This is a genomic window from Pseudonocardia terrae (assembly GCF_021343995.1).
Lineage (GTDB): Bacteria > Actinomycetota > Actinomycetes > Mycobacteriales > Pseudonocardiaceae > Pseudonocardia > Pseudonocardia terrae.
The window spans coordinates 22,341-42,472 of record NZ_JAJTTE010000060.1 but is presented as its reverse complement, the minus strand read 5'-3'; the positions used below and the strand labels follow the sequence as shown (position 1 = coordinate 42,472).

General features: G+C 71.6%; 11 protein-coding genes. 8 read left to right on the top strand and 3 right to left on the bottom strand.

Going from position 1 to position 20,132, the window contains the following annotated elements; translation table 11 throughout:
- Window positions 1–590: 590 nt before the first annotated feature.
- From LWC33_RS36300 to LWC33_RS29045, 3 genes are all read left to right on the top strand, one after another.
- The gene (locus LWC33_RS36300; RefSeq protein WP_233307885.1) at window positions 591–1,250 is read left to right on the top strand and encodes a peroxiredoxin; all 660 of its coding nucleotides are present in this window, start codon (window positions 591–593) and stop codon (window positions 1,248–1,250) included.
- A 132-nt stretch (window positions 1,251–1,382) separates the two neighbouring features.
- On the top strand, window positions 1,383–2,765 hold the full coding sequence (locus LWC33_RS29050; RefSeq protein ID WP_233307884.1) for an MBL fold metallo-hydrolase: 1,383 nt from the start codon (window positions 1,383–1,385) through the stop codon (window positions 2,763–2,765).
- A 34-nt stretch (window positions 2,766–2,799) separates the two neighbouring features.
- The gene (locus LWC33_RS29045; RefSeq protein WP_233307883.1) at window positions 2,800–4,254 is read left to right on the top strand and encodes a sulfite oxidase; all 1,455 of its coding nucleotides are present in this window, start codon (window positions 2,800–2,802) and stop codon (window positions 4,252–4,254) included.
- A gap of 81 nt (window positions 4,255–4,335) precedes the next feature.
- Here LWC33_RS29045 and LWC33_RS29040 read toward each other — a convergent pair whose 3' ends face one another.
- The gene (locus LWC33_RS29040; protein ID WP_233307882.1) at window positions 4,336–4,584 is read right to left on the bottom strand and encodes a hypothetical protein; all 249 of its coding nucleotides are present in this window, start codon (window positions 4,582–4,584) and stop codon (window positions 4,336–4,338) included.
- 419 nt (window positions 4,585–5,003) lie between these two features.
- Between LWC33_RS29040 and LWC33_RS29035 the strand changes: the two genes are divergently transcribed.
- The 5 genes from LWC33_RS29035 (at window position 5,004) to LWC33_RS29015 (ending at window position 16,693) form a co-directional block, all read left to right on the top strand.
- Entirely contained in the window at window positions 5,004–5,381 is a 378-nt protein-coding gene (locus LWC33_RS29035) for a class I SAM-dependent methyltransferase (protein ID WP_233307881.1), read from the top strand.
- Between the two features lie 180 nt (window positions 5,382–5,561).
- Window positions 5,562–6,158 carry a GNAT family N-acetyltransferase gene (locus LWC33_RS29030; protein WP_233307880.1) on the top strand — a complete coding sequence of 199 codons (597 nt, stop codon included), beginning with the start codon at window positions 5,562–5,564 and terminating at the stop codon, window positions 6,156–6,158.
- 1,102 nt (window positions 6,159–7,260) lie between these two features.
- Window positions 7,261–8,718 (top strand): sensor histidine kinase, encoded by a 1,458-nt coding sequence (locus tag LWC33_RS29025; protein WP_233307879.1) that lies wholly within the window; start codon window positions 7,261–7,263, stop codon window positions 8,716–8,718.
- A 404-nt stretch (window positions 8,719–9,122) separates the two neighbouring features.
- Window positions 9,123–14,024: a Pls/PosA family non-ribosomal peptide synthetase gene (locus LWC33_RS29020; RefSeq protein WP_233307878.1), complete on the top strand. Its 4,902-nt coding sequence runs from the start codon at window positions 9,123–9,125 to the stop codon at window positions 14,022–14,024.
- 1,106 nt (window positions 14,025–15,130) lie between these two features.
- Entirely contained in the window at window positions 15,131–16,693 is a 1,563-nt protein-coding gene (locus tag LWC33_RS29015) for an ArnT family glycosyltransferase (RefSeq protein ID WP_233307877.1), read from the top strand.
- 47 nt (window positions 16,694–16,740) lie between these two features.
- Here the strand turns inward: LWC33_RS29015 and LWC33_RS29010 are convergent, their stop codons facing one another.
- Window positions 16,741–19,077, bottom strand: coding sequence for a heavy metal translocating P-type ATPase (locus tag LWC33_RS29010; RefSeq protein WP_255693345.1), 2,337 nt, complete (start codon window positions 19,075–19,077; stop codon window positions 16,741–16,743).
- A complete protein-coding gene (locus LWC33_RS29005) occupies window positions 19,077–20,075 on the bottom strand; it encodes a DUF8832 domain-containing protein (protein ID WP_233307876.1) in 999 nt (332 codons plus the stop codon). The genes LWC33_RS29010 and LWC33_RS29005 overlap by 1 nt, the downstream gene beginning before the upstream one ends.
- Window positions 20,076–20,132 lie beyond the last annotated feature (57 nt).

Sequence of the window (20,132 nt, the reverse complement as noted above, 5' to 3'; positions counted from 1 at the left end):
CTGCGCGTCCCCGGACGCACGAACGGCACCCCCGCGCGTGGCGGGGGTGCCGTCGACGGGCCGGGTCAGTGTTCAGCGCGGCGCCCTTGCGCAGGGTGTCGCCGCAAACCAACAGCTCGAGTGACCGGCAGTGATCACCCGATGGCGGCCACCGGGGCATCGAGGGCGTGCGAGCGAGCGGCAGTGCAGCGGGTCTTCGTCATGAAGCGTGGTCAGTCTTGCCGACACGATCTTCAGCCTGAGCCCGCTGGCGGTCTGAGGTTCACGATTGGTGGTGTGCACGTCAGGCGCTGCCGTTCGAGTTCCACCTGGCTCGCGTTCTGCCCCAGTGAACGCCAGCTGGTCGCCGCCTCCGGTCGCCGCCTCCGGTCACCGCCGAACGGAGCATCGCCTGCGCGGCGCGATGGCGACCGGCTTGGTCAATGCGATGTGCGCCTTCCTGTCGGGCGGTGCGGGCCGGGTGGGTGCTTGACGGGTGGGCGGGCCTGCGTACCTTCGAGGGCCCGGTGACGCGCTCTGCCCGGCCCGGCAGGTGGTCCCGGGCGGGGGCACGGAGGTGACGCGCGTTGCCGCCGTGAGGGGAGGCCGCCGTGCCACTCAAGATCAACGATGAGGCGCCCGATTTCGAGGCCGAGACCACCGAGGGCCGGATCCGGTTCCACGACTGGATGGGCGGTTCGTGGGCGGTGGTGTTCTCGCATCCGAAGGACTTCACCCCGGTGTGCACCACCGAGCTGGGCTACATGGCCAAGATTAAGTCGGAGTTCGACCGCCGGGACGTGAAGATCATCGGCCTGTCGGTGGACTCGGTGCACAGTCACGCCAAATGGGCCTCCGACATCGCCGAGACCCAGGGCCACGCCCCGAACTATCCGGTGATCGGCGATGCGGACTTCGCGGTGTCCAAGCTGTACGGGATGTTGCCGGCCGAGACCAGCGGGGATGCGGGTGCGCGTACCCCGGCGGACAACCAGACGGTGCGCAACGTCTTCGTGGTCGGCCCGGACAAGAAGATCAAGCTGGTGCTGGTCTACCCGATGACCACCGGCCGCAATTTCGACGAGGTCCTGCGCGTGATCGACTCGCTGCAGCTGACCGCGCGGCACAAGGTGGCCACCCCGGTGAACTGGCGGCAGGGCGAGGACGTGATCATCGCCGGCTCGGTCTCCGACGAGGAGGCACGGAAGGTCTACCCGCAGGGCTGGCAGGCCCCGCGGCCCTACATCCGCATCGTGCCCCAACCGAGCTGACCAGCTGCACCGGCCGGGCGGGCCCCGGACGCTTTCGGACGGCCGGGTGGGAGCTGCCGGGCCGGCCTCGGGGAGGACGACCCGCGGCTCGTCCGTCAAGCGGCCGTGCGGTTTCGTGGCGAGGAGACGCCCGTGATCTTCCGGCAGTACGCGCTGGGTTGTCTGTCGCAGTTGTCCTATCTCGTCGGGGACGAGACCTCGGGGCGGGCGGTCGTCGTCGATCCGCATCGGGACGTGACGGTCTACCTCGCCGACGCCGCCGCGCACGGGCTGCGGATCGAGCGGGTCATCGAGACGCACTGTCACGCCGACTTCGTCTCCGGTCACCTGGAGCTGGCGGCGGCCGGGGCGGTGATCTGCTACGGCGAGGGGGTGCGGACCGACTTCGCGGCCGAGCACCTGCCGGACGGCCGGCGCCTGGACCTCGGTCAGGTGCAGTTGGAGATCCGGGCGACCCCGGGCCACACGCCGGAGTCGATCAGCGTGGTGGTCTACGAGCATCCCGGTGACCGGGTGCCCTACGGGGTGCTCACCGGGGACGCGTTGTTCATCGGCGACGTCGGGCGGCCGGACCTGCTGTCCGCGTCCGGGCGGACCCCGGCCGACATGGCGGCGCAGCTGTACCGGTCGCTGTGGGGCAAGCTGTTGACCCTGCCGGACGCCACCCGGGTGTTCCCGGCGCACGGGGCGGGTTCGGCGTGTGGGAAGAACCTGTCGAGCGAGAACTCCTCCACGATCGGCGAGCAGCGCCGGACGAACTACGCGCTGGCGTTGCCTTCCGAGGAGGTGTTCGTCGCGGCGGTGACCGAGGGGCAGCCGCTGACCCCGCCGTACTTCTCCTTCGACGCCCGGCGCAACCTGCAGGACCGGCCGCTGCTGGACGAGCATCGCCCGCCGGCGGAGCTCTCGCTGGCCGAGCTGCACGCGGAAGCGGAGCGTGGGGCGGTGGTGCTGGACACCCGTGAGCCGGGCGAGTTCGCGGCCGGGCACCTGCGCGGCTCGCTGAACGTCGGGCTCGGAGGGCGGTTCGCCGAGTGGGCCGGCGACGTCGTCCGGCCCGACCAGCGCATCGTCCTGGTCTGCGAGCCCGGTCACGAGCTCGAGGCGACGGTGCGGCTGGGCCGCATCGGGTTCGACCAGGTGGTCGGATCGCTCGGTGATCCGCTGCGGGTCCTGCTGCGGCATCCGGAGCTGGTGGAGCGCAGTTCCCGGCTGACGGCTGCCGAGCTGGCCACACGCCGCGCCGATGTCGCCGACCTCGTCGTGGTCGACGTGCGCAACCCCGGCGAGCTCGAGCGCGGGGCCATCCCCGGCGCGGTGCACCTGCCGCTGGCCAGGCTGGTCGAGCGGCTCGGTGAGCTCGACCCGACCCGGCCCACGGTGGTGCACTGCGCGAGCGGGTACCGGTCGATGATCGCGGCCAGCGTGCTCGCCGCGGCCGGGTTCGCCGACGTCTCCGACCTGCTCGGCGGCTACGAGGCCTGGGCCGGGCTGAGTCCCGACCCGGTGCCCTGACCGCGCCGTCCGCCGACCCCGGAGGAAGGCTCCCGTGACCCTGTACCTGGTCCGTCATCAGCACGACCCGGCGCACTGCCCGGCCGCGGACCCGACCATGCGCGCGCCGCTGCGTCACCACCTCGGCGGTCCCGACGCTTCCCCACACGGTGTCGAGGTCACGGCCGAGGCCGTCGTCCCGGGCGAGCACACGTTCTACCTGGTCGTGGAGTCCGGCGACCAGGCCTGCCTGCGTGCGTTCCTGGCCCCGTTCGCCGCGGCGGGCAGCGTCGAGGTCTACCCGGCTTCCTCGCACCCCACGGTGACGGCGAGCGGCGGCTGTGGCGCGACCCGGCCCGCGCTCGACCGGCCGGTCCCGGCCCTCGACCCGGAGCGGGCCTGTCGGGCGGCGATCGACGCGGGCCTCGTCGTGCACCGGGCGCACCCGCTCAACTGCGAGACCGCGATCCCGGCGTTGATCGGTGGGGTGGTCATGCCGAGCGCGCATTTCTACGTGCGCAACCACTTCACGGTCCCCGACCTGGACGCGTCGTCCTGGCGGCTCACCGTGGCCGGTCTGGTGGCGCGCCCGCTGAGCCTGGGCCTGCACGACCTGCACACCATGCACGCCCAGACCCAGGTCGTCACCCTGGAGTGCGCCGGGAACGGCCGGGCGTTGCTGCGCCCCTCGGTCGCCGGGGAGCCCTGGGGGTTGGGCGCGGTGAGCACCGCGGAGTGGACCGGTGTCCCGCTCACCGACGTCCTGCAGCGGGCCGGCGCCCGGGCCGAGGCGCGGCAGGTGCTCTTCCGGGGCGCCGACGCCGGGCGGGTGGACGGCCGGCCGGGCACGGTGCGCTTCGAGCGCAGCCTCCCGCTGGACGACGCCCGCGGCCGCGGCGCGTTGCTGGCGTACGCGATGAACGGCGAGCCGCTGCCCGTCCAGCACGGCTACCCCGTCCGCCTCGTCGTGCCCGGATGGTACGGAGTCGCCTCGGTGAAATGGCTGACCGAGATCGAGCTCGTCGCGCAGGCCTTCGCCGGCTACTTCCAGGCCGACCGCTACGTCTACCGGTACGACGACCCCGACGCCACGGAGCCGGTCACCCTCCAGCGGGTGCGCGCCCTGATCACCGACCCGGGGCCGGGCCAGGAGCTGCATCCCGGCGCACTGGTCGTGCGCGGGGTGGCGTGGTCGGGGCACGGCCCGATCCGCGCGGTCGAGGTCAGCATCGGCGACGGCCCCTGGCGGCGCGCCCGGCTCCTCGGCGCGCGCGAACAGCACGGTTGGCGGTGGTGGGAACGGATCACCCGCTGCGACACGCCGGGGATCACCGTGATCCGGGCCCGGGCGAGCGACCGGGCCGGCCACACCCAACCCGAGCAGCCGCAGTGGAACCGCCTCGGCTACGGCAACAACGCCATCCAGGAGGTGCACGTCCGCATCCGGCACCCAGCACCTGACGACAACCCTGCCGCGCGGCCCGCCGAGGGCGTGGTGCCGTCGCCGTAGCACGGGGCAATCGGGCCGACATGCCACTCGGGCTCTGTCGTTCCCGGCCCTGTAGCGCGAGCTCGGCCTCACCCGGAGGGCCTAGCGGGCCGGGTTGCGACGCCGTAGACCACAGGGGTGCGGATCGTGCGCGCTCGGCTGCCCGATCACGGACTCGCGCACCCGCTCGGCCCGATCCGGACCGAGCTGGTCGACGGTCACGCGGTAGCCCGAGCCGAGCACGATATCCCAGAACGCGGCCGGCTCGACCAGCCGGTGGATGCCCGGCTCGGCCTGCGCAGCAGGACGGTCACATCTGCAAGATCGAGCACCTGAGCCCATCTCGACCACTGCGCCTTGCGGGTGTCGGGCTGGGCGGGCTGAGCAGGGTGACCGCGGGGGTCGAGCTGCCCGACTTGTGCCGGAGTTCGGGGCCCCGGCCGGACAGCCGATCAGTCCATCGGCCAGGCCAAGGTCCCGGAGGCTCAATCGGTTTGAGGCGGTGTGGCCGAGGAGTCCAGGAACCCGAGAAGGTACGGGCCCAGACGTTGGCGCTCGATTGTCGTCAAGGGCCGACCCGGCCGGAAAGGCAGGTGACGGCGAGATCGTCGGGCGAGGATCACCGCGAGGTGGCGGGCCCTCCCTCCCCGCGGGCTCTACTAATTCGTCCGGGGCCGGTCGCTGTCGGTCACGTGCTTCGTCCGGGCTGCAAGACGCAGACCGCGGGAGCGCTCCCCAGGCTCCCGCGGTCCGGCTGGATGATGGTCTGCGTGGTCGCCGACGTCGCGGACCCGGCTCTCACCGGCCGGTACGACGCGGTGTTCGCCTTCGAGATGCTGCACGACCTCGCCCACCCGGTCGCGGCGCTGCGGACCGCGCGCCGGATCACCGGGGGCCCCATCGTGATCATGGACGAGCGGGCCGACGAGGCCTTCTCCCCCGACGCCGACCCGATGCAGCGCTTCCTCTACGCGGCCAGCGTGCTGCACTGCCTACCCGTTGGACGCTGCGAGCCGGACTCCGCCGCCACCGGCACCGTCCTGCGGCCCGACCTCCTGCGGCGCTACGCCGCCGAAGCCGGGTTCGCGGGCGTCACCGTGCTGCCCATCGAGCACGAGATGTTCCGCTTCTACCTCCTGGAGCGGTGATGAGCGCCGGGTTCACCGCTTCCACCACGGGCGGGGAGGACGCCACCCCCGCCTCCGACTCACTCACCCTGGCCGCGGTCCGGGCCATGACCGACCGGGCCGTGGCCTGGGCGGAGGCCGCCGGCGGCACGGTCCGGCGCGTGGGCGGGGCTCGTCCTCGCCGACGCGGCGTCGCCCTGCGTGTTCCTCAACGCGGCGGTGTCCGCGGGGCCGGTGGACCTCGACGCCGCGCGCGCCGTCGGCGCAGTGGCCGCGGTGGACACGGTGCGACCCGGGCGGCCCTGGCTGCTCGTCACCCCGCACCCCACACCGGACCTGCGGCCCGCCGGCCTGCAGCTGATGGGGCATCCGCACTTCATGGTGCGACCCGCCGGCGGCGTCGCCCCGCCCCTGCCGCCCGACGTCACCGTGACCGAGGTGGACGATCCGGACCGCCTCGCCGAGTGGGCGGACGTGCTCGCCGCCGGCTTCCCCGCGCCCGCCTCACCGGCACCCCCCGCGTTGCGCGGCGGTCCGGCACGGTTCTGGCTGGCGCACGTCGACGGCAGGCCGGTCGCGACCGCATTGTCGTGGACCGGGCACGGGGTGGTCGACGTGGAGTGCGTGGCCACCCTGCCGCACCACTGCGGCCGCGGCATCGGGGCCGCGGTGACCTGGGCGGCGACGCTGGCCGACCCTGCGTTGCCCGCCGTGCTGATCTCCAGCGACGCCGGGCACGGGGTCTACCGGCGGATGGGCTACCTGCCCGTCTCGCGCTGGACGCTCTGGTACGGCTGAGACGCCGACCAGGTCGGCTGGGGTGCTGGCGGCGGGGTGAGGCAGGCGGCCGGCTCGGAGAGCAGGGTCACCGAGTGGGCGGGGTTAGGGTTAAGACTGGTGTCCCCGGTGCTGCAATAGCAGGCACACCCAGCCTGCGGCGAAGATGACCACCGGAATTCGCTTCCAGGCCGTGTAGGCGTTCGCTGCGGGGGGACTCCCCGGTAGGCGACGTGTTGGAGGCGAGCGAGATGATGAGGGGTCGTTCTTGACGCTCGCGGTGCGGCGTCGGCCGGGAACGATGGCCGCCGGGAGGGTCTGCGGCCCGACCGCGCGGCGGCCGCGGGCGCTGAGCGCCACCTTTCCTCGGATGGGGACCAGGGTGGTCGCTGGGGTGCTGCTGGGCAGTGCGTGCGCGGCGTGCGGCGTGTCCACCCAAGATCACCCGCATCCGATCGACACCTCGGTCACACCGGCGCCCGTTTCGGTGTCTGCGGCGCCGGACCCGCCGGCAGGCAAAGCCCCGACGATCACATCACCGGCAGACCCTGAGGACACAACCATGTCGGCGGCGCCGACCGAGGCGGCACCGACCGAGGCGGCGGCGCCGGCGGCACGGACGTCACCGATGACACCGGCGGTCTTTGCCCTCCCGTGGTGCCGGGACGGACGTCGTCGCCGGTCTCATCGCCGGGCGGATCACTACCTGATCAAGCCGATTCGGCGCGACGAGGTCCTCGCGAGTCCGTGGCCACCTCCGGAGCGCGCGGCGGTCGATCGGCGGCGAGCCCATGCAGCTCGTCGATCTCGACCTCGAGTTGCGAACACGCCGGTCCTCGTGAGCAGCCTGGCGCTCGTCTTGGGGGCCAAGCCAGCTACTTGAGAGCCTCGCGCCACCCGGCGCAGTGAGTCCGGCAGATCTCAATGAAAGGGATGCGGTTCGGGCGATTCCGGTAAAGCCCTCGAGCTCCACGCTGCGCCATCTACTGCGCAAGCAATTCCGATACCGGCCGGGAGGCGGCTACCGGCTTGAACCTCCGAGGCCTAGCGTGCCTTTCCACGTCCGCAGACAGCGGCCGTGACGGCATCGGACCGGTCCTGGGCGACGGGAGGTGGCGCTGGCATGCGCACTCGGATCACCTCCCTTGCAGTGATCATCGCCGCGATCGCCGTGGCGTTGTTCGGTATCCCGCTGGCGCTCGGGCTGGCCCGTTACGCCGTGGCCAAGGAAGGTGTCGCGCTGCAGCGGGTGGCTGACCTCAATGCCGCGGCGGTACTCACAGATCTTGCTCACGACCGGAACCCGACCGCCTTTCCGGCCACCAATGCGGTCGCCGGCAACAGGCTCGTCGGGCTGTTCGACGGCGACGGCCAGCGCCTGCTCGGTGAGGGACCCCCGACCGGCGACGAGCATATCTATGCGGCACTGCGGGGAGCCGGCCCTCGCATTGTCGAGAGTGACGGCACTGTCGTCGCAACAGTCCCGATCACGGGGGAGCACGAGATTATCGGCGCGGTCCGCGTCACGCGTCCGGTGTCGGCGGTCTACGCGGAGCTCGTGCCGATCTGGCTCGGCATGCTGGGTCTCGCGGGGCTGGTACTAGCCGCGAGTTGGGCAATCGCGCGGCGCCAGGCCCGGCGCCTCGCCCATCCCCTGGAAGGTCTGGTGGTGCTGGCCGGACGGCTCGGCGACGGCGACTTCAGCGTCCGGGCACCCCGGGCCGGGCTCGCGGAGATCGACGCCCTCGGCGCCGCGTTCACCACCACCGCCGCCCGGCTGGACGACCTCCTCGCCCGCGAACGAGCCTTCTCGGCCGAAGCCTCCCACCAGCTCAGAACGCCGCTGGCGGCGCTGCGCCTGCGCCTGGAGAATGCCCGGGCCCGCCCGGACGCCGACGTCAACGCTGCGCTCGATGCCGCGATCGCCGAAACCGAGCGCCTGACACGAACCGTCGAGGAGTTGCTGGATCTCGCACGTGCCCGGGGGCGCGAACAGACGGGACCGGTCGATCTGGGCGCACTGCTCGACGAAGTGGCCGAGACCTACCGGCCCAGACTCCTCGCCGACAGCCGGAGTCTCGTCATCGACATCGGCTCCGACAACGAGGACGCCGAACCCGCGCCGGACGCTGGCACGCAGTGGGGGCAGCGGACCTACCCCGCCCCCGTCGTCGCTTGTTCACGAGCCGGGATCCGACAGGTGCTCGCGGTCCTACTCGACAACGCCTTGCACCACGGGGCCGGAGCAGTCCGGATCGGCGTCCGAGAGGTCGGCGACGCCGTCGCGATCGACATCGAGGACGAGGGCCCGGGCTTCACTGACCCTCCGAACGTCGGCGAGAACGGCGCCACTCGCGGAAGCGAACTCGGGCTTCCACTCGCGACACGCCTGGTCGAGGACCAGGGCGGCCGGCTGGTCCTGACGCGTGAGAGCCCACCACAGCTGACGATCTTCCTCCCGGCCCCGACAACGCTCGGTGCTGTGGACGGGCCCGGCTGCGCCGGAGATGCCGGTCCCGAGAGCGGTCGTGGGCGCACCCGGACTCCTTCGCCGCCCGAGCCTGTCGGAGACGGCACCTGAGCCGGCACCGCAAGCCGGCTGCGACGGGGGCCCGCGCGAAACCGAGATCAACACGTGGACGAAGGGCGGTTGCGGCGCACGGGCTCCGGGCTCAGGATCGCGGGCGCACCAGGACCTGTCCCACTCTGGGTAAACAGATGGCAAAAATTCTCGGCTGCGCCCGACGTCGGGCGTAAACGCCATTGCCCGGTGTGGCCTGCGGCGCAACCCTCGACCAGTCTGCTGGATTTCGTGACGGTCTGCTGGCGGGGCAGCACCCGTTGCTGGATGGGGGGCGTGATCACCGTGTCCGCACGACAAGCGTGCGCAGGACCAGGTTGGAGCAACTCCGCCGTCGACGCGCGTTGCCGCGTTCCCGTCGGTACTCGCGTCCTGCCCGTTGACCGGCCACAGACAGGATGACCATGCCTGCGACACCGCCGAACCCCGCTCCTCAGTTCGAGCGCGTGGTGTCGACGCTCAGTGAGCGCCCCGAGATCCCACTCGCGGACCTCGTGGTCGTCGACCGGCACGAGGCGCAGGGCTGGCGGGTCCGCCGCCACGAGCGCCTCGACCTCGTGTTCGAGGAGCGCTGCGACTGGATCCGGGAGTACGGACGGGCCAGTCAGCTCGCGGTCGACGGCGCGGAGATCTCGTTGACCTATGACGAGCTCGACGCCCGGGCCAACCGGCTCGCCCGCTACCTGCGGCTGCACGGCACCAACCCAGCGGACAGGGTCGCGCTGCTGTTCGACGATCACGTCGAGGCCTACGTGGCAACCCTGGCGGTGCTGAAGATCGGTGCGACCTGTGTGCCGCTCGACCCGACCGCTCCGGTCGACCGCCTCGCCTTCATCGTCGCCGACACCTCCACGCGGATCGTGCTGAGCCGTTCGCACCTTCGCGGTCGAGTCGCCGCAACTGAGGCCTTGCTGGCCACATCGGCCGAGGTCCTCGCCGTCGACGGCGCGGCGCGGTTGATCGCCGAAATGAGCCCGCAGCGGCTGCAACCCACCGAACGCGGGGCGCTACCCGACCAGATCGCCTACATCGTGCACCTACCCAACTCGTCTGGATGGTCGGAGGGCGTGTCGATCGACCACCGCAGCATGTGCAATGCGGTGCGCACCTCCTCCGAGACATTCGGCATCGGCGGGCACCGCGTCTACCAGGGCAAGCCCTTGTGCTCCGGTGGCGGGATCGAGGAGACCTGGATGGCGTGGGTCGCCGGCGCGACGCTGGTCTCTGCGCCTGAAGGTCCGCACCTGCGTGGCCCGGCGTTGCACGCCGAGCTGGTGGACCGGCGCGTCAGCGCTCTGTGCACGACCCCGGCGCTGCTGTCCACGCTCGAGGCGGACCTGCCTGCGCTGCGGGTGCTCGTCGTGGCGGGGGAGCCCTGCCCGCCAAGCCTGGTCGCGCGCTGGCAGCGACCTGGTCGGCGCTTCTTCACCGCCTACGTCCCCGCCGGAGCGACAGTGGCCGCCGCGTGGACCGAAGCGCTGCCGGACAAGCCGGTGATGATTGGTGCGCCGTTGCCGACCTACGCCACCGTCGTGCTCGACGCGGACTATCCCTTGGCGCTGCCCCACGGTGAGACAGGCGAGATCGGTCTGGCCGGCCTCGGACTGACCTGCGGATATCTCAACCCGTCGGGCGAGGCGTTCGTCGAGGACTTCCTCGACATCCCCGGCAACCCCACCGGGAAGATCTACCGCACCGGTGACCTCGGTCGGGTCAACGAGGCCGGCGAAGTCGAGTACCGCGGACGCCTCGCGGCCCAGACGAGCGTGGCAGGACATCGCATCGATCTCATCGCGGTGGAATCGACGATGATGGCCGTTCCCGGGGTGACCTCTGCGGTCGTCCATGCTCACCACCACTCGCCGGACGTCGAGCTCGTCGGCTACTACACCTGCTGTGTCGACCGCGCGCAGGCCGACGAGGAGACCATCTGGGCCTGGCTGCGCGAGCGGCTGGACGCCGATCACGTGCCGGCCCGCCTGCAGCGCCTCGAGGAACTGCCGCTGACCGCCGACGGATGTGTGGATCGCGCGGCCCTGGCGTCGCAACCCGCCGCCGACGCGGAGCTGGACACGTTGCGTAGCGAGAACGCCCGGTTGCAGGAGCAGCTGGATGGCCTGCGGCACCCGCCACCCGATGCCGGCCCGACCACGTCACCAGCGCCACCTCTAAAGTCGGCAGAGCCGGGGATCCTGACCTTCGACCAGATCATCAAGCCCGCTTCAGCGCCAGCAGTCGGCTCCGCACCGTCGCCGGAACCACCGCCCGGGAGTCTGACCTTCGATCTGGCCGCACCGCCACCGGCACCAACACCCGCCGCAACAACGGCCACGTCGAGCCGGCGGCCGACGCCCTACCCGCGGTCACCGGCTCAGACTCCTGCACAGCCGAGCCCGCGACCGACGCCGTACCCGCGGCCACCGGGACAGGCGCCTGCACTGCCGACCCCGACTCCACGGCCGACGCCGTATCCGCGGTCCCCGGCCCCGACGTCATCTGGAGCCCCGCTCGCGCCGGCGCCTCCGGTCTCGCCGACCGGGTCCTCGCATCCGGCCCCCGTCGACGCAGAGCCGACAGCAGACTTGGCGGCCGCTCTGGCAAGCGTGCTCGCCGACGTCCTGACGATCGAGCACGTGTCCGTCGCGAGCAACGTGTTCGACGACCTGGGCGCGGACTCGATGGTGATGACCCGCTTCTGCGCCCGGCTGCGCAAGCGCGAGGACCTGCCGTCGGTCTCGATCAAAGATGTCTACGCCCACCCGACGATCGCCGGACTCGCTGCCGCCTTCGCCGGCTCCACACCGCCTCCGACGCCGGCGCTCGGGGGTGCAGCCGTCGCCGAAGGCCTCGCCGAGGTGTTGGCCGAGGTCCTCGGGGTCGAGCACGTTCCCGTCGACCGCAACGTGTTCGACGACCTGGGCGCGGACTCAATGGTGATGACCCGCTTCTGCGCCCGGCTGCGCAAGCGCGAGGACCTGCCGTCGGTCTCGATCAAGGATGTCTACGCCCACCCGACCATTGCCAGCATGGCTGCCGCAGCCATCCCGAGCAGCGCAGCCACCGAGAGCGCGTCGCCCGTCCGACCCGCAGCGCGGGTTCCGGTCGTCGCCGAGGCCGTCCCCGTACGACACAGCACAGTCGGCTACCTGCTCACCGGCGTCCTGCAGCTGCTGGTGTTCCTGCTGTATGTGACGGGCGCCGGCTACGTCATGGACCGCGCCTACGTCTGGATCTCGACAAGCGTCGGGCTGGTCGAGATCTACCTCCGCTCGCTCGAGGCCGGCGCGCTGGCGTTCCTGGCCATGGCGTTGCTGCCGGTCGTGGCCAAGTGGGTTCTCGTCGGGCGGTGGAAGGAGACGGAGTTCCCGGTCTGGAGCCTGCGCTACTTCCGGTTCTGGCTGGCGAAGACGCTGATCCGGGGCAACCCGCTGGCGCTGCTGATGGTGGGTTCCCCGCTCTACACGCTCTACCTACGGTTGCTCGGGGCGAAGGTCGGCAAGAACGTCGTCATCCTCACCCGCCACGTCCCGGTCTGCACCGACCTGATCAGCATCGGGTCCGGCACGGTCGTGCGGAAGGACGTCTACCTGCTCGGCTATCGCGCCCACGCCGGACGGATCCAGCAAGGACGAGTCACGCTCGGCCGCGACGTCGTCGTCGGCGAGAAGAGTGTGCTGGACATCGGCACCGCGATGGGCGACGGCGCCCAGCTCGGTCACGCCTCCTCGCTGCACCGCGGACAGACCGTGGCCGCCGAGGAGCGGTGGCATGGGTCGCCGCCGATTCCGACCGACACCGACTTCGTCCGGCTCCCTCCCGTGCGGGTGCCGGCGGTGCGGAAGTTCACCTTCGTCGCCAGCCAGTTGGTCAAGCTTTTCGCGATCTACCTTCCGCTGGGCTTCGGCGGGCTGTTCATGCTGCTCACCGGGGTGCCCCAGTTCAAAGCGCTGCTCGATCCGGGAGCACTGGGGCACACGACCTCGGCCTTCTACGTCGACGCACTCGTCGGGTCGACGTTCATCGTCTTCGGCGGCCTGTTCCTGGGTCTGGCGGTGGTGTTCACGGCGCCGCGAGCGGCAGCACTGTTCGTCCGGCCGGACCGGGTCTATCCGCTCTACGGCTGGCGGTACTCGCTGCACCGCGCCGTCTTTCGGCTGACGAACATCAAGCTGTTCGTGACGCTGTTCGGTGACAGCTCCTACATCGTCGGCTACCTCTACCTTCTCGGCTACGACCTGGGGAAGGTCGAGCAGACTGGATCGAACTTCGGCTCGATGGTGGCCCAGGAGACGCCGTACCTCGTCTCGGTCGGCGCCGGCACGGTCATCGCGGACGGGTTGTCGGTGAACAACGCCGAGTTCTCCAGCACCTCCTTCCGCGCCTCGCGAGCCGCGATCGGCGCCCACAACTTCCTCGGCAACCACATCGGCTACCCGGCCGGCGGCCGCACCGGCGACGACTGCCTGCTCGCCACCAAGGTCGCGATCCCGATCGACGGCCCGGTCCGCCAAGGCGTGGGCCTGTTGGGGTCGCCGGCGTTCGAGATCCCGCGGACGGTCGCGCGGGACCGGGCGTTCGAGATCATCCCGGAGGAGCGGCGCCGGAGGCTAGGGCGCAAAAACGCCCACAACGCGCTCACGATCGCGTTTGCCCTGGTCGTGAGGTGGGGACACGTACTCGGCCTGCTGCTGCTCGGGCTGCTGGCCGTGGATCACTACGCCGACCTGGGTCCGGCGGCCTTCGCGGCCGAGGTCGCGGCGAGCGTGCTGTTCTCGCTGCTCTGGTTCATCTTCTGGGAGCGGGCCGTGGTGGGGTTCCGCCGGATTCGTCCGAAGTCCTGCTCGATCTACGACGTGCGGTTCTGGCGGCACGAGCGGTACTGGAAGCTCACGATGCCGCCCCTGGAGCGGCTGCTGGCCGGCACTCCGTACCACAACCTCGTCGCCCGGATGCTCGGCCTGCGGATCGGCCGGCGCGTGTTCGACGACGGCGCGTCGATCACCGAGCGCACCATGACCGCGGTCGGCGACGACTGCACGCTCAACATCGGCAGCATCATCCAGTGCCACTCCCAGGAAGACGGCGCCTTCAAGTCGGACCGCTCCACGCTCGGCGCCGGCGTGACCCTCGGCGTCGGGACCCTGGTCCACTACGGCGTGTCGGTCGGCGACGCCGTAGAGATCGAGCCCGACTCGTTCGTGATGAAGGGCGAGGAAGTCCCGGCCGGTGCCCGGTGGGGCGGCAACCCCGCCCAGGAACTGGACGATCCTGCGCAACAGCTGCTTGATGCGAGCGGAGCCGCTTGAACGCGCTCGGGCAGGCCTGGCGCACCGAAGTGGGCGAAGATTTGTCGGGAGCTGACGCGGCCGTGCGGATTGGGCTGGCTGGCCAGCACAGATCACCGTGACGCGTCGCGGGAGCGACGCATTCGCCGTCGAGAGATGGGTCGCAGCCGCGGGTCCGTACCGACGCGCCTAGGGACGAGAGTTGCGCCTGTTCTTTCGCTGGTTGCTCAGCCGCCGCTGCTGACCCGTCGCCGCCTCTGCTGGCCTCGCCGCTCATGCAGAGTCCCGGACTTTGACCGGAGGCGCCCACCAGATCGGGTTCGAGGTCGCTGCCGGGATCCGCCATCTGGGTAGGCCTGGTCGAGCGGGTAGTCGGTCAGGCCGGGCTCGAGTTCGTCGACACGGCGGGTCGAGCGCTGGCGGCGGAGGCAGCCGGGGGTGACCGGCTCAGGCGGCAGACACGTTAGCTGGCCGCAGCACGCGTGGGCGCGGGAACGGCCTCAGCTGCGCCTTGTCAGCACGGCCGGCACGGCGAGGTGGAGCGGCCTCGGCGCGGCGACTGCTCGACATGGCGCGTCCACGCCCGTCCACCTGACGACGTCGGCTCTGGCCACCGAGCGGAACGGCCAGGACGTCCGGTTGGCCGACATGTGCGGGGGAGTGGCGGCGTGGGATGCAGCCACTACAGCGCCCGCCGAGCGCGCAGTACTGACCGCGCCCGTGGCCATCGCCGTCGTGGCGACGGCGCCCCCTGCCCCACCACCAGTAATCGAGGTCGTCGATGGGCAACTCCTCGAGCACCTCATAGCTCAGGCGTCGCCTTACCGGCTGTGCGTGATGCGGACGTAGATCGACCGTCGCCGGTCGTTCTGCAACTCCTGCACACGCCGCCCTCGCTGCCCGGACCGTCGGGCTGGGTCTCACCGTGACCGGGCGGCTCCGCGAAGGCGCTTGGCGTCTCCCTCTTCTGCCCTCGGCAAGGTGACTGAGCTGTGATGTCCCAGGGTGCGGGTTCCCCGCACGGATCAAGTCTTGACCTCCCCACCGAGAAGCTCTCTCCCCGCTCGTCCGCCGACAGCGCACGGACGCCCGCGGCGTCCGAGGTGCCGCCTTCGGACCGGCCGGCGTTGGCCAGACTGACGTGGTGGGTGCTGGCGATCGCCGCGGTCGTGATCGCGCTCTCGATAGCGCGCGCCTTCGCCCCGATGACGGCGTACCCGGGCGATATCTGGCGGCAGTCGGACACGGCCACCATCGCGCGGAACTTCGCGGCGAACGGGATGAACATCTTCTTCCCGCAGATCAACTGGGGCGGGGCCGGCCCCGGCTACGTCGAGGCCGAGTTCCAGCTGATGCCCTGGCTCACGGCGCTGACCTATCTGGTGTTCGGCGAGCACATCGTGCTCGGCCGGCTGATCTCGCTGGCGTTCATGCTCCTCGCGGCGGCGGCGTTCTGGGGCCTGGCGCGGCGGCTGCTGCCCGCGACCGCGGCCCGCTGGGCGCTGGCGGCGTTCTTGCTGTCCCCGGCGTTCATGCGCTGGGGTACCGCATTCATGCCCGAGGCGACGGTGCTGGCGTTCTACCTGCTCGCGCTGCTCGGATTCTGTCGCTGGCTGCAGGAGGACCGTCCGATCCTCCTGGTGTGGGCCGCGGCGGCCACCTCCGCAGCGGCCCTGGTCAAGCCGACCTCGCTGCACATCGGGCTGGTCATCGGGCTGTGGGTGGCGTTCATCGCCCGCGACCGGCTGCGTCGTCCGTCGCTGTACGTCGCGGGGGTCGCGGCTCTGGTCGCGCCAGTGCTGTGGTTGCGTCACGCTGCGGGGCTGCACGCCACCTACGGCAACACCTTCGGCGTGATCTCCGGCGGCGACAGCAAGTGGGGCAGTCTGTCGCTGTGGCTGAGCCCGGCGTTCTACCTGGGCAACTTCCGCACCGAGACGATCTTCATCTACGGCCTGGTCGGTCTCCCGCTCGCGGTGCTCGGGGTGCTCTGGTTGTGGCGGCGCCGCTCGAGCCGTCGCGCCACGTCAGAGGCATCGGCAGGAGCCTGGTCGGCCGGAGTGTCCCCGCTACCGCTGCTGGGCGCGGGTGCGATCGCGCTGACGCTCTACTACTTCGCGGCCGGCCGCTACACCAGCACCGACCTGGGCATCCAGTACCACGTCTATTCCTTGCCGTATGCCGCGATGGCAGTCGGGGCCGGGATCGTCGTCGCCCTGGGCTGGGCCCGGGCGCGGCTGAACGGGCCGGCTACCGTCGGGGCCGGAGCGGTGCTGGCCGTGCTGCTCGGGGCGCAGGGGGTGAACGTGTTCGCCCAGTCGCTGCAGGACAGGGCCGGTGTGTTCGGCAGCTGCGCGATCGCGCTCGATGCCGTCTCCACGCCGTCGGATCTGGCCGTGGTGTCCACGACCAGCCGCACGGTCGAGGACGGGGTGACCAACAACTACCAGGAGCCGATCGTGTTCTTCCTGGCCGACCGCAAGGGCTGGAGCCTGCCCGCTGATCGGCACACCCCCGAGGAGGTGGCGCGGCTGCGCGCTGCAGGGGCCCGGTTCCTGGTCGTGGGCGATCGGCAGCTGGTCCCGACGGGTGGGCCGCTGGCGGCGTGGCTGGCCGACAACGCCAGCCAGCTGCGTTCGATCGAACAGGACGGGTGCGGGGTATGGGATCTCGTAGCGGTCGCGGAATGACCGGGTGGCCGGCCCGTCGATGGATGAGCCGGCCACCTTGTCGTGCCCTATCGGGCGGTTGGAGTGAAGCGGCGTAGCCGGAGGCTGTGGGCCACCACGAACGCCGAGCTGAACGCCATGGCGGCGCCGGCGAGCATCGGGTTGAGCAACCCGAGGGCGGCCAGTGGCAGGGCGGCGACGTTGTAGGCGAACGCCCAGAACAGGTTGCCCTTGATCGTGCCCAGGGTGCGTCGGGACAGCCGGATCGCATCGGCCGCGGTGCGCAGGTCCCCGCGGACCAGGGTGATGTCGGCGGCCTCGATAGCGACGTCGGCGCCGGTGCCCATGGCAAGGCCGAGGTCGGCCTGGGCAAGGGCGGCGGCGTCGTTGACCCCGTCCCCGACCATGGCGACGACCCGACCGCGGGCCTGCAGGTCCTTGATCACGGCGAGCTTGTCGGCCGGGAGCACCTCGGCGATCACCGTGTCCGGGCCGGGGTCGATGCCGACCTCACGGGCGACGGCCCGGGCAGCGGCGCGGTTGTCGCCGGTGAGCAGGATCGGGGTGAGCCCGAGCCCGCGCAGCCGGGCGATCGCCTCGGCCGAGGTGTCCTTGACCGCGTCGGCGACCACCAGAACCGCCCGTGGCTGGCCGTCCCAAGCGACCGCGACGGCGGTGCGGCCCTGCCCCTCGGCCGCCTCCTTCAGTCTCGCGAGTTCCGCGGTGAGCGGCTGGCTCCACTGCTCCAACAGCGCCGCCCGGCCGACGAGCACCGCGTGCCCGTCCACGACACCCTGCACGCCGAGGCCGTCGACGTTGATGAGGCCGTCAATGCCAGGCAGCGTGCCGACCCGCTCCCGGGCGGCCTGGGCGACGGCTTTGGCGATGGGGTGCTCGGAGGCGTCCTCCAGCGCGCCGGCCAGCCGCAGCGCCTCCGCCTCGTCGGCCCCGTCACCGACGTGCACCTCGACCAGCCGCATCGTGCCGGTGGTGACGGTGCCGGTCTTGTCGAGCACGATCGTGTCCACCTTGCGGGTCGACTCCAGCACCTCGGGGCCCTTGATGAGGATGCCGAGCTGTGCGCCGCGGCCGGTGCCGACCAGCAGCGCGGTCGGGGTGGCCAGCCCCAGCGCGCACGGGCAGGCGATGATCAGCACGGCGACCGCGGCGGTGAACGCCGCCGCCGCACCGGAGCCGGTGCCCAGCCAGAATCCGAGGGTGATCGCGGCCAGCGCGATCACGACCGGCACGAACATCCCGGAGATCCGGTCGGCGAGGCGCTGCACGGCGGCTTTGCCGGTCTGGGCGTCCTCGACCAGCTTGGCCATTTGCGCGAGTTGGGTGTCGGCCCCGACCCGGCGCGCTTGGACGATCAGGCGTCCGCCGGCGTTGACGGTCGCCCCGACGACCTCGTCGCCGACGCCGACCTCGACCGGCACGGACTCCCCGGTGAGCATCGAGGCGTCGACCGCGGAGCTGCCCTCGATCACGGTTCCGTCGGTGGCGATCTTCTCGCCGGGCCGGACCACGAACCGGTCCCCGACGGCCAGCTGGGCGACCGGGATCCGTTCCTCGACGGTCGTGCCGTCGCGGTCGCGCAGGACCGCGACGTCCTTGGCGCCGAGCTCGAGCAGTGCGCGCAGGGCGGCGCCGGCGCGGCGCTTGGAGCGGGCCTCGAAGTAGCGCCCGGCGAGGATGAACGTGGTCACTCCGGCCGCGACCTCGAGGTAGATGTTCCCGGCCCCGTCCGACGGGCTGATGGTCAGCTCGAACGGGTGGGTCATGCCGGGCAGCCCGGCCGTGCCGAACAGCAGGGCGTAGAGCGACCACGAGAACGCGGCGAGGGTGCCCAGCGAGATCAGCGTGTCCATCGTGGCAGCGCCGTGGCGCAGATTCGCCCAGGCCGCGCGGTGGAACGGCCAGGCGGCCCACACGATCACCGGGGCGGCGAGCGTCAGGGAGATCCACTGCCAGTAGGTGAACTGCCACGCGGGGACCATCGCCAGGACGACGACCGGCACGGACAGCACGATCGAGGTCAGCAGTCGCTGCCGGGCCTCGCGCAGCTCATCCGGTTCCGGATCGGCGCCGTCGCGGCGCTCGTCCGATCCCGACGGGGTGCCGGGCCGCGGCGCGGGCGGTTCGGGCAGGCGGGCGTGGTAGCCCGCGGCCTCGACGGTCGCGACGAGCTCGTCGGTGCCGATCCCGCCGGGGGCGCTGACCTTGGCCTTCTCGGTGGCGTAGTTGACCGTGGCGCTGACCCCGTCGAGCTTGTTGAGCTTGCGCTCGATGCGGTTGGCGCACGACGCGCAGGTCATGCCACTGATCGCGAGCTCGACCTCGGTGACCGTGCCGAGGCCAGTGGGGTCGCCGACCGGTGCGGAGGTGTGGCTGGTGGTGGACATCAGTGCCCCCCTCCTGCGCCCACGGAGTGGGCGTCGTCGTGCGAGGTGGGACCCACCGCCGGGGCCGACTCGGGTGCCGGATCGGCTGCCGTGCCCGACGATCCGGTGGGCAGGCTGAACTCGGCGGTGCGCACGGTCCCGGCATGCTGGAAGTCCAGGAACAGCCGGTAGTTGCCGGTCGAGGGCACCTCGGCGAAGAACCGGATCTGCGGGCCGGGTGGGGTGCGGCCGTCGCCGGGGCTGCCGTCGGGGTGCACGTGCAGGTACGCGAGGTCGCTCGACCGCAGCGCCACGAGGTGCCCGTAGGCGCCCAGGTAGGGCTGCAGGTCGCCCACCGGCACGCCGTTGCGGGTGACCGTGAGGGTCAGCGGGGAAGACTGCCCGGGGGTCAGCTCGCCGTCGAGGCGAACCTGGTAGCCGTCGACCTCGGCGGTCCTGCTGGTCGAGTGCTCGACGGGGGCGTAGGTGCCGGCCACGGACAGGTCGACGCCGAGGGTGGTCGCCGGCCCGCCGGTCGGGGTGAAGTCGGCGAAGGCCCGGTATACCCCGCCGGTGGGGACGTCGAGGCGGGTGTGCCAGGTGCCGTCGGGGTCCATGGTCGGGTGCAGGTGCTGGAAGTTGGTGGTGTCGCGGCGTACGACGATCAGGTGCAGCCGCTTGGTGTGCTCCTCGCCGAACGCGGTGACCGGCACCCCGTCGGGGCCGGTGACGCGGAAGGCGAGGTCGGTGGTCCCGGCGGTGAGCGTCGAGACGGTGGGCGTGAGGGTGTAGCCGCCCCTGCTCGACGCCAGCCCGGCGGGCTGGTCTGCGGTCTCCGGGACGGCGCCGCTGTGAGTGTCCCCGTGCCCGGCGGTCCCGCCGCCGGACGTGCCCGCGGGAGCGGCCGTGGCCGTGGCGGGGCTGGTGAGGGGACCGACAGCGGATCCGGTCGCGTACGCCCCGACGGTGAGCAGGGCGAGCGCCGCGCCGTAGGCGGAGAGCTTCGCAAGAGTGTTCATGATCAGTCCCTTGCTGTGGCCCGTCGGCCTGGAGCGGCCCGGGCACTGGTGGGGTGC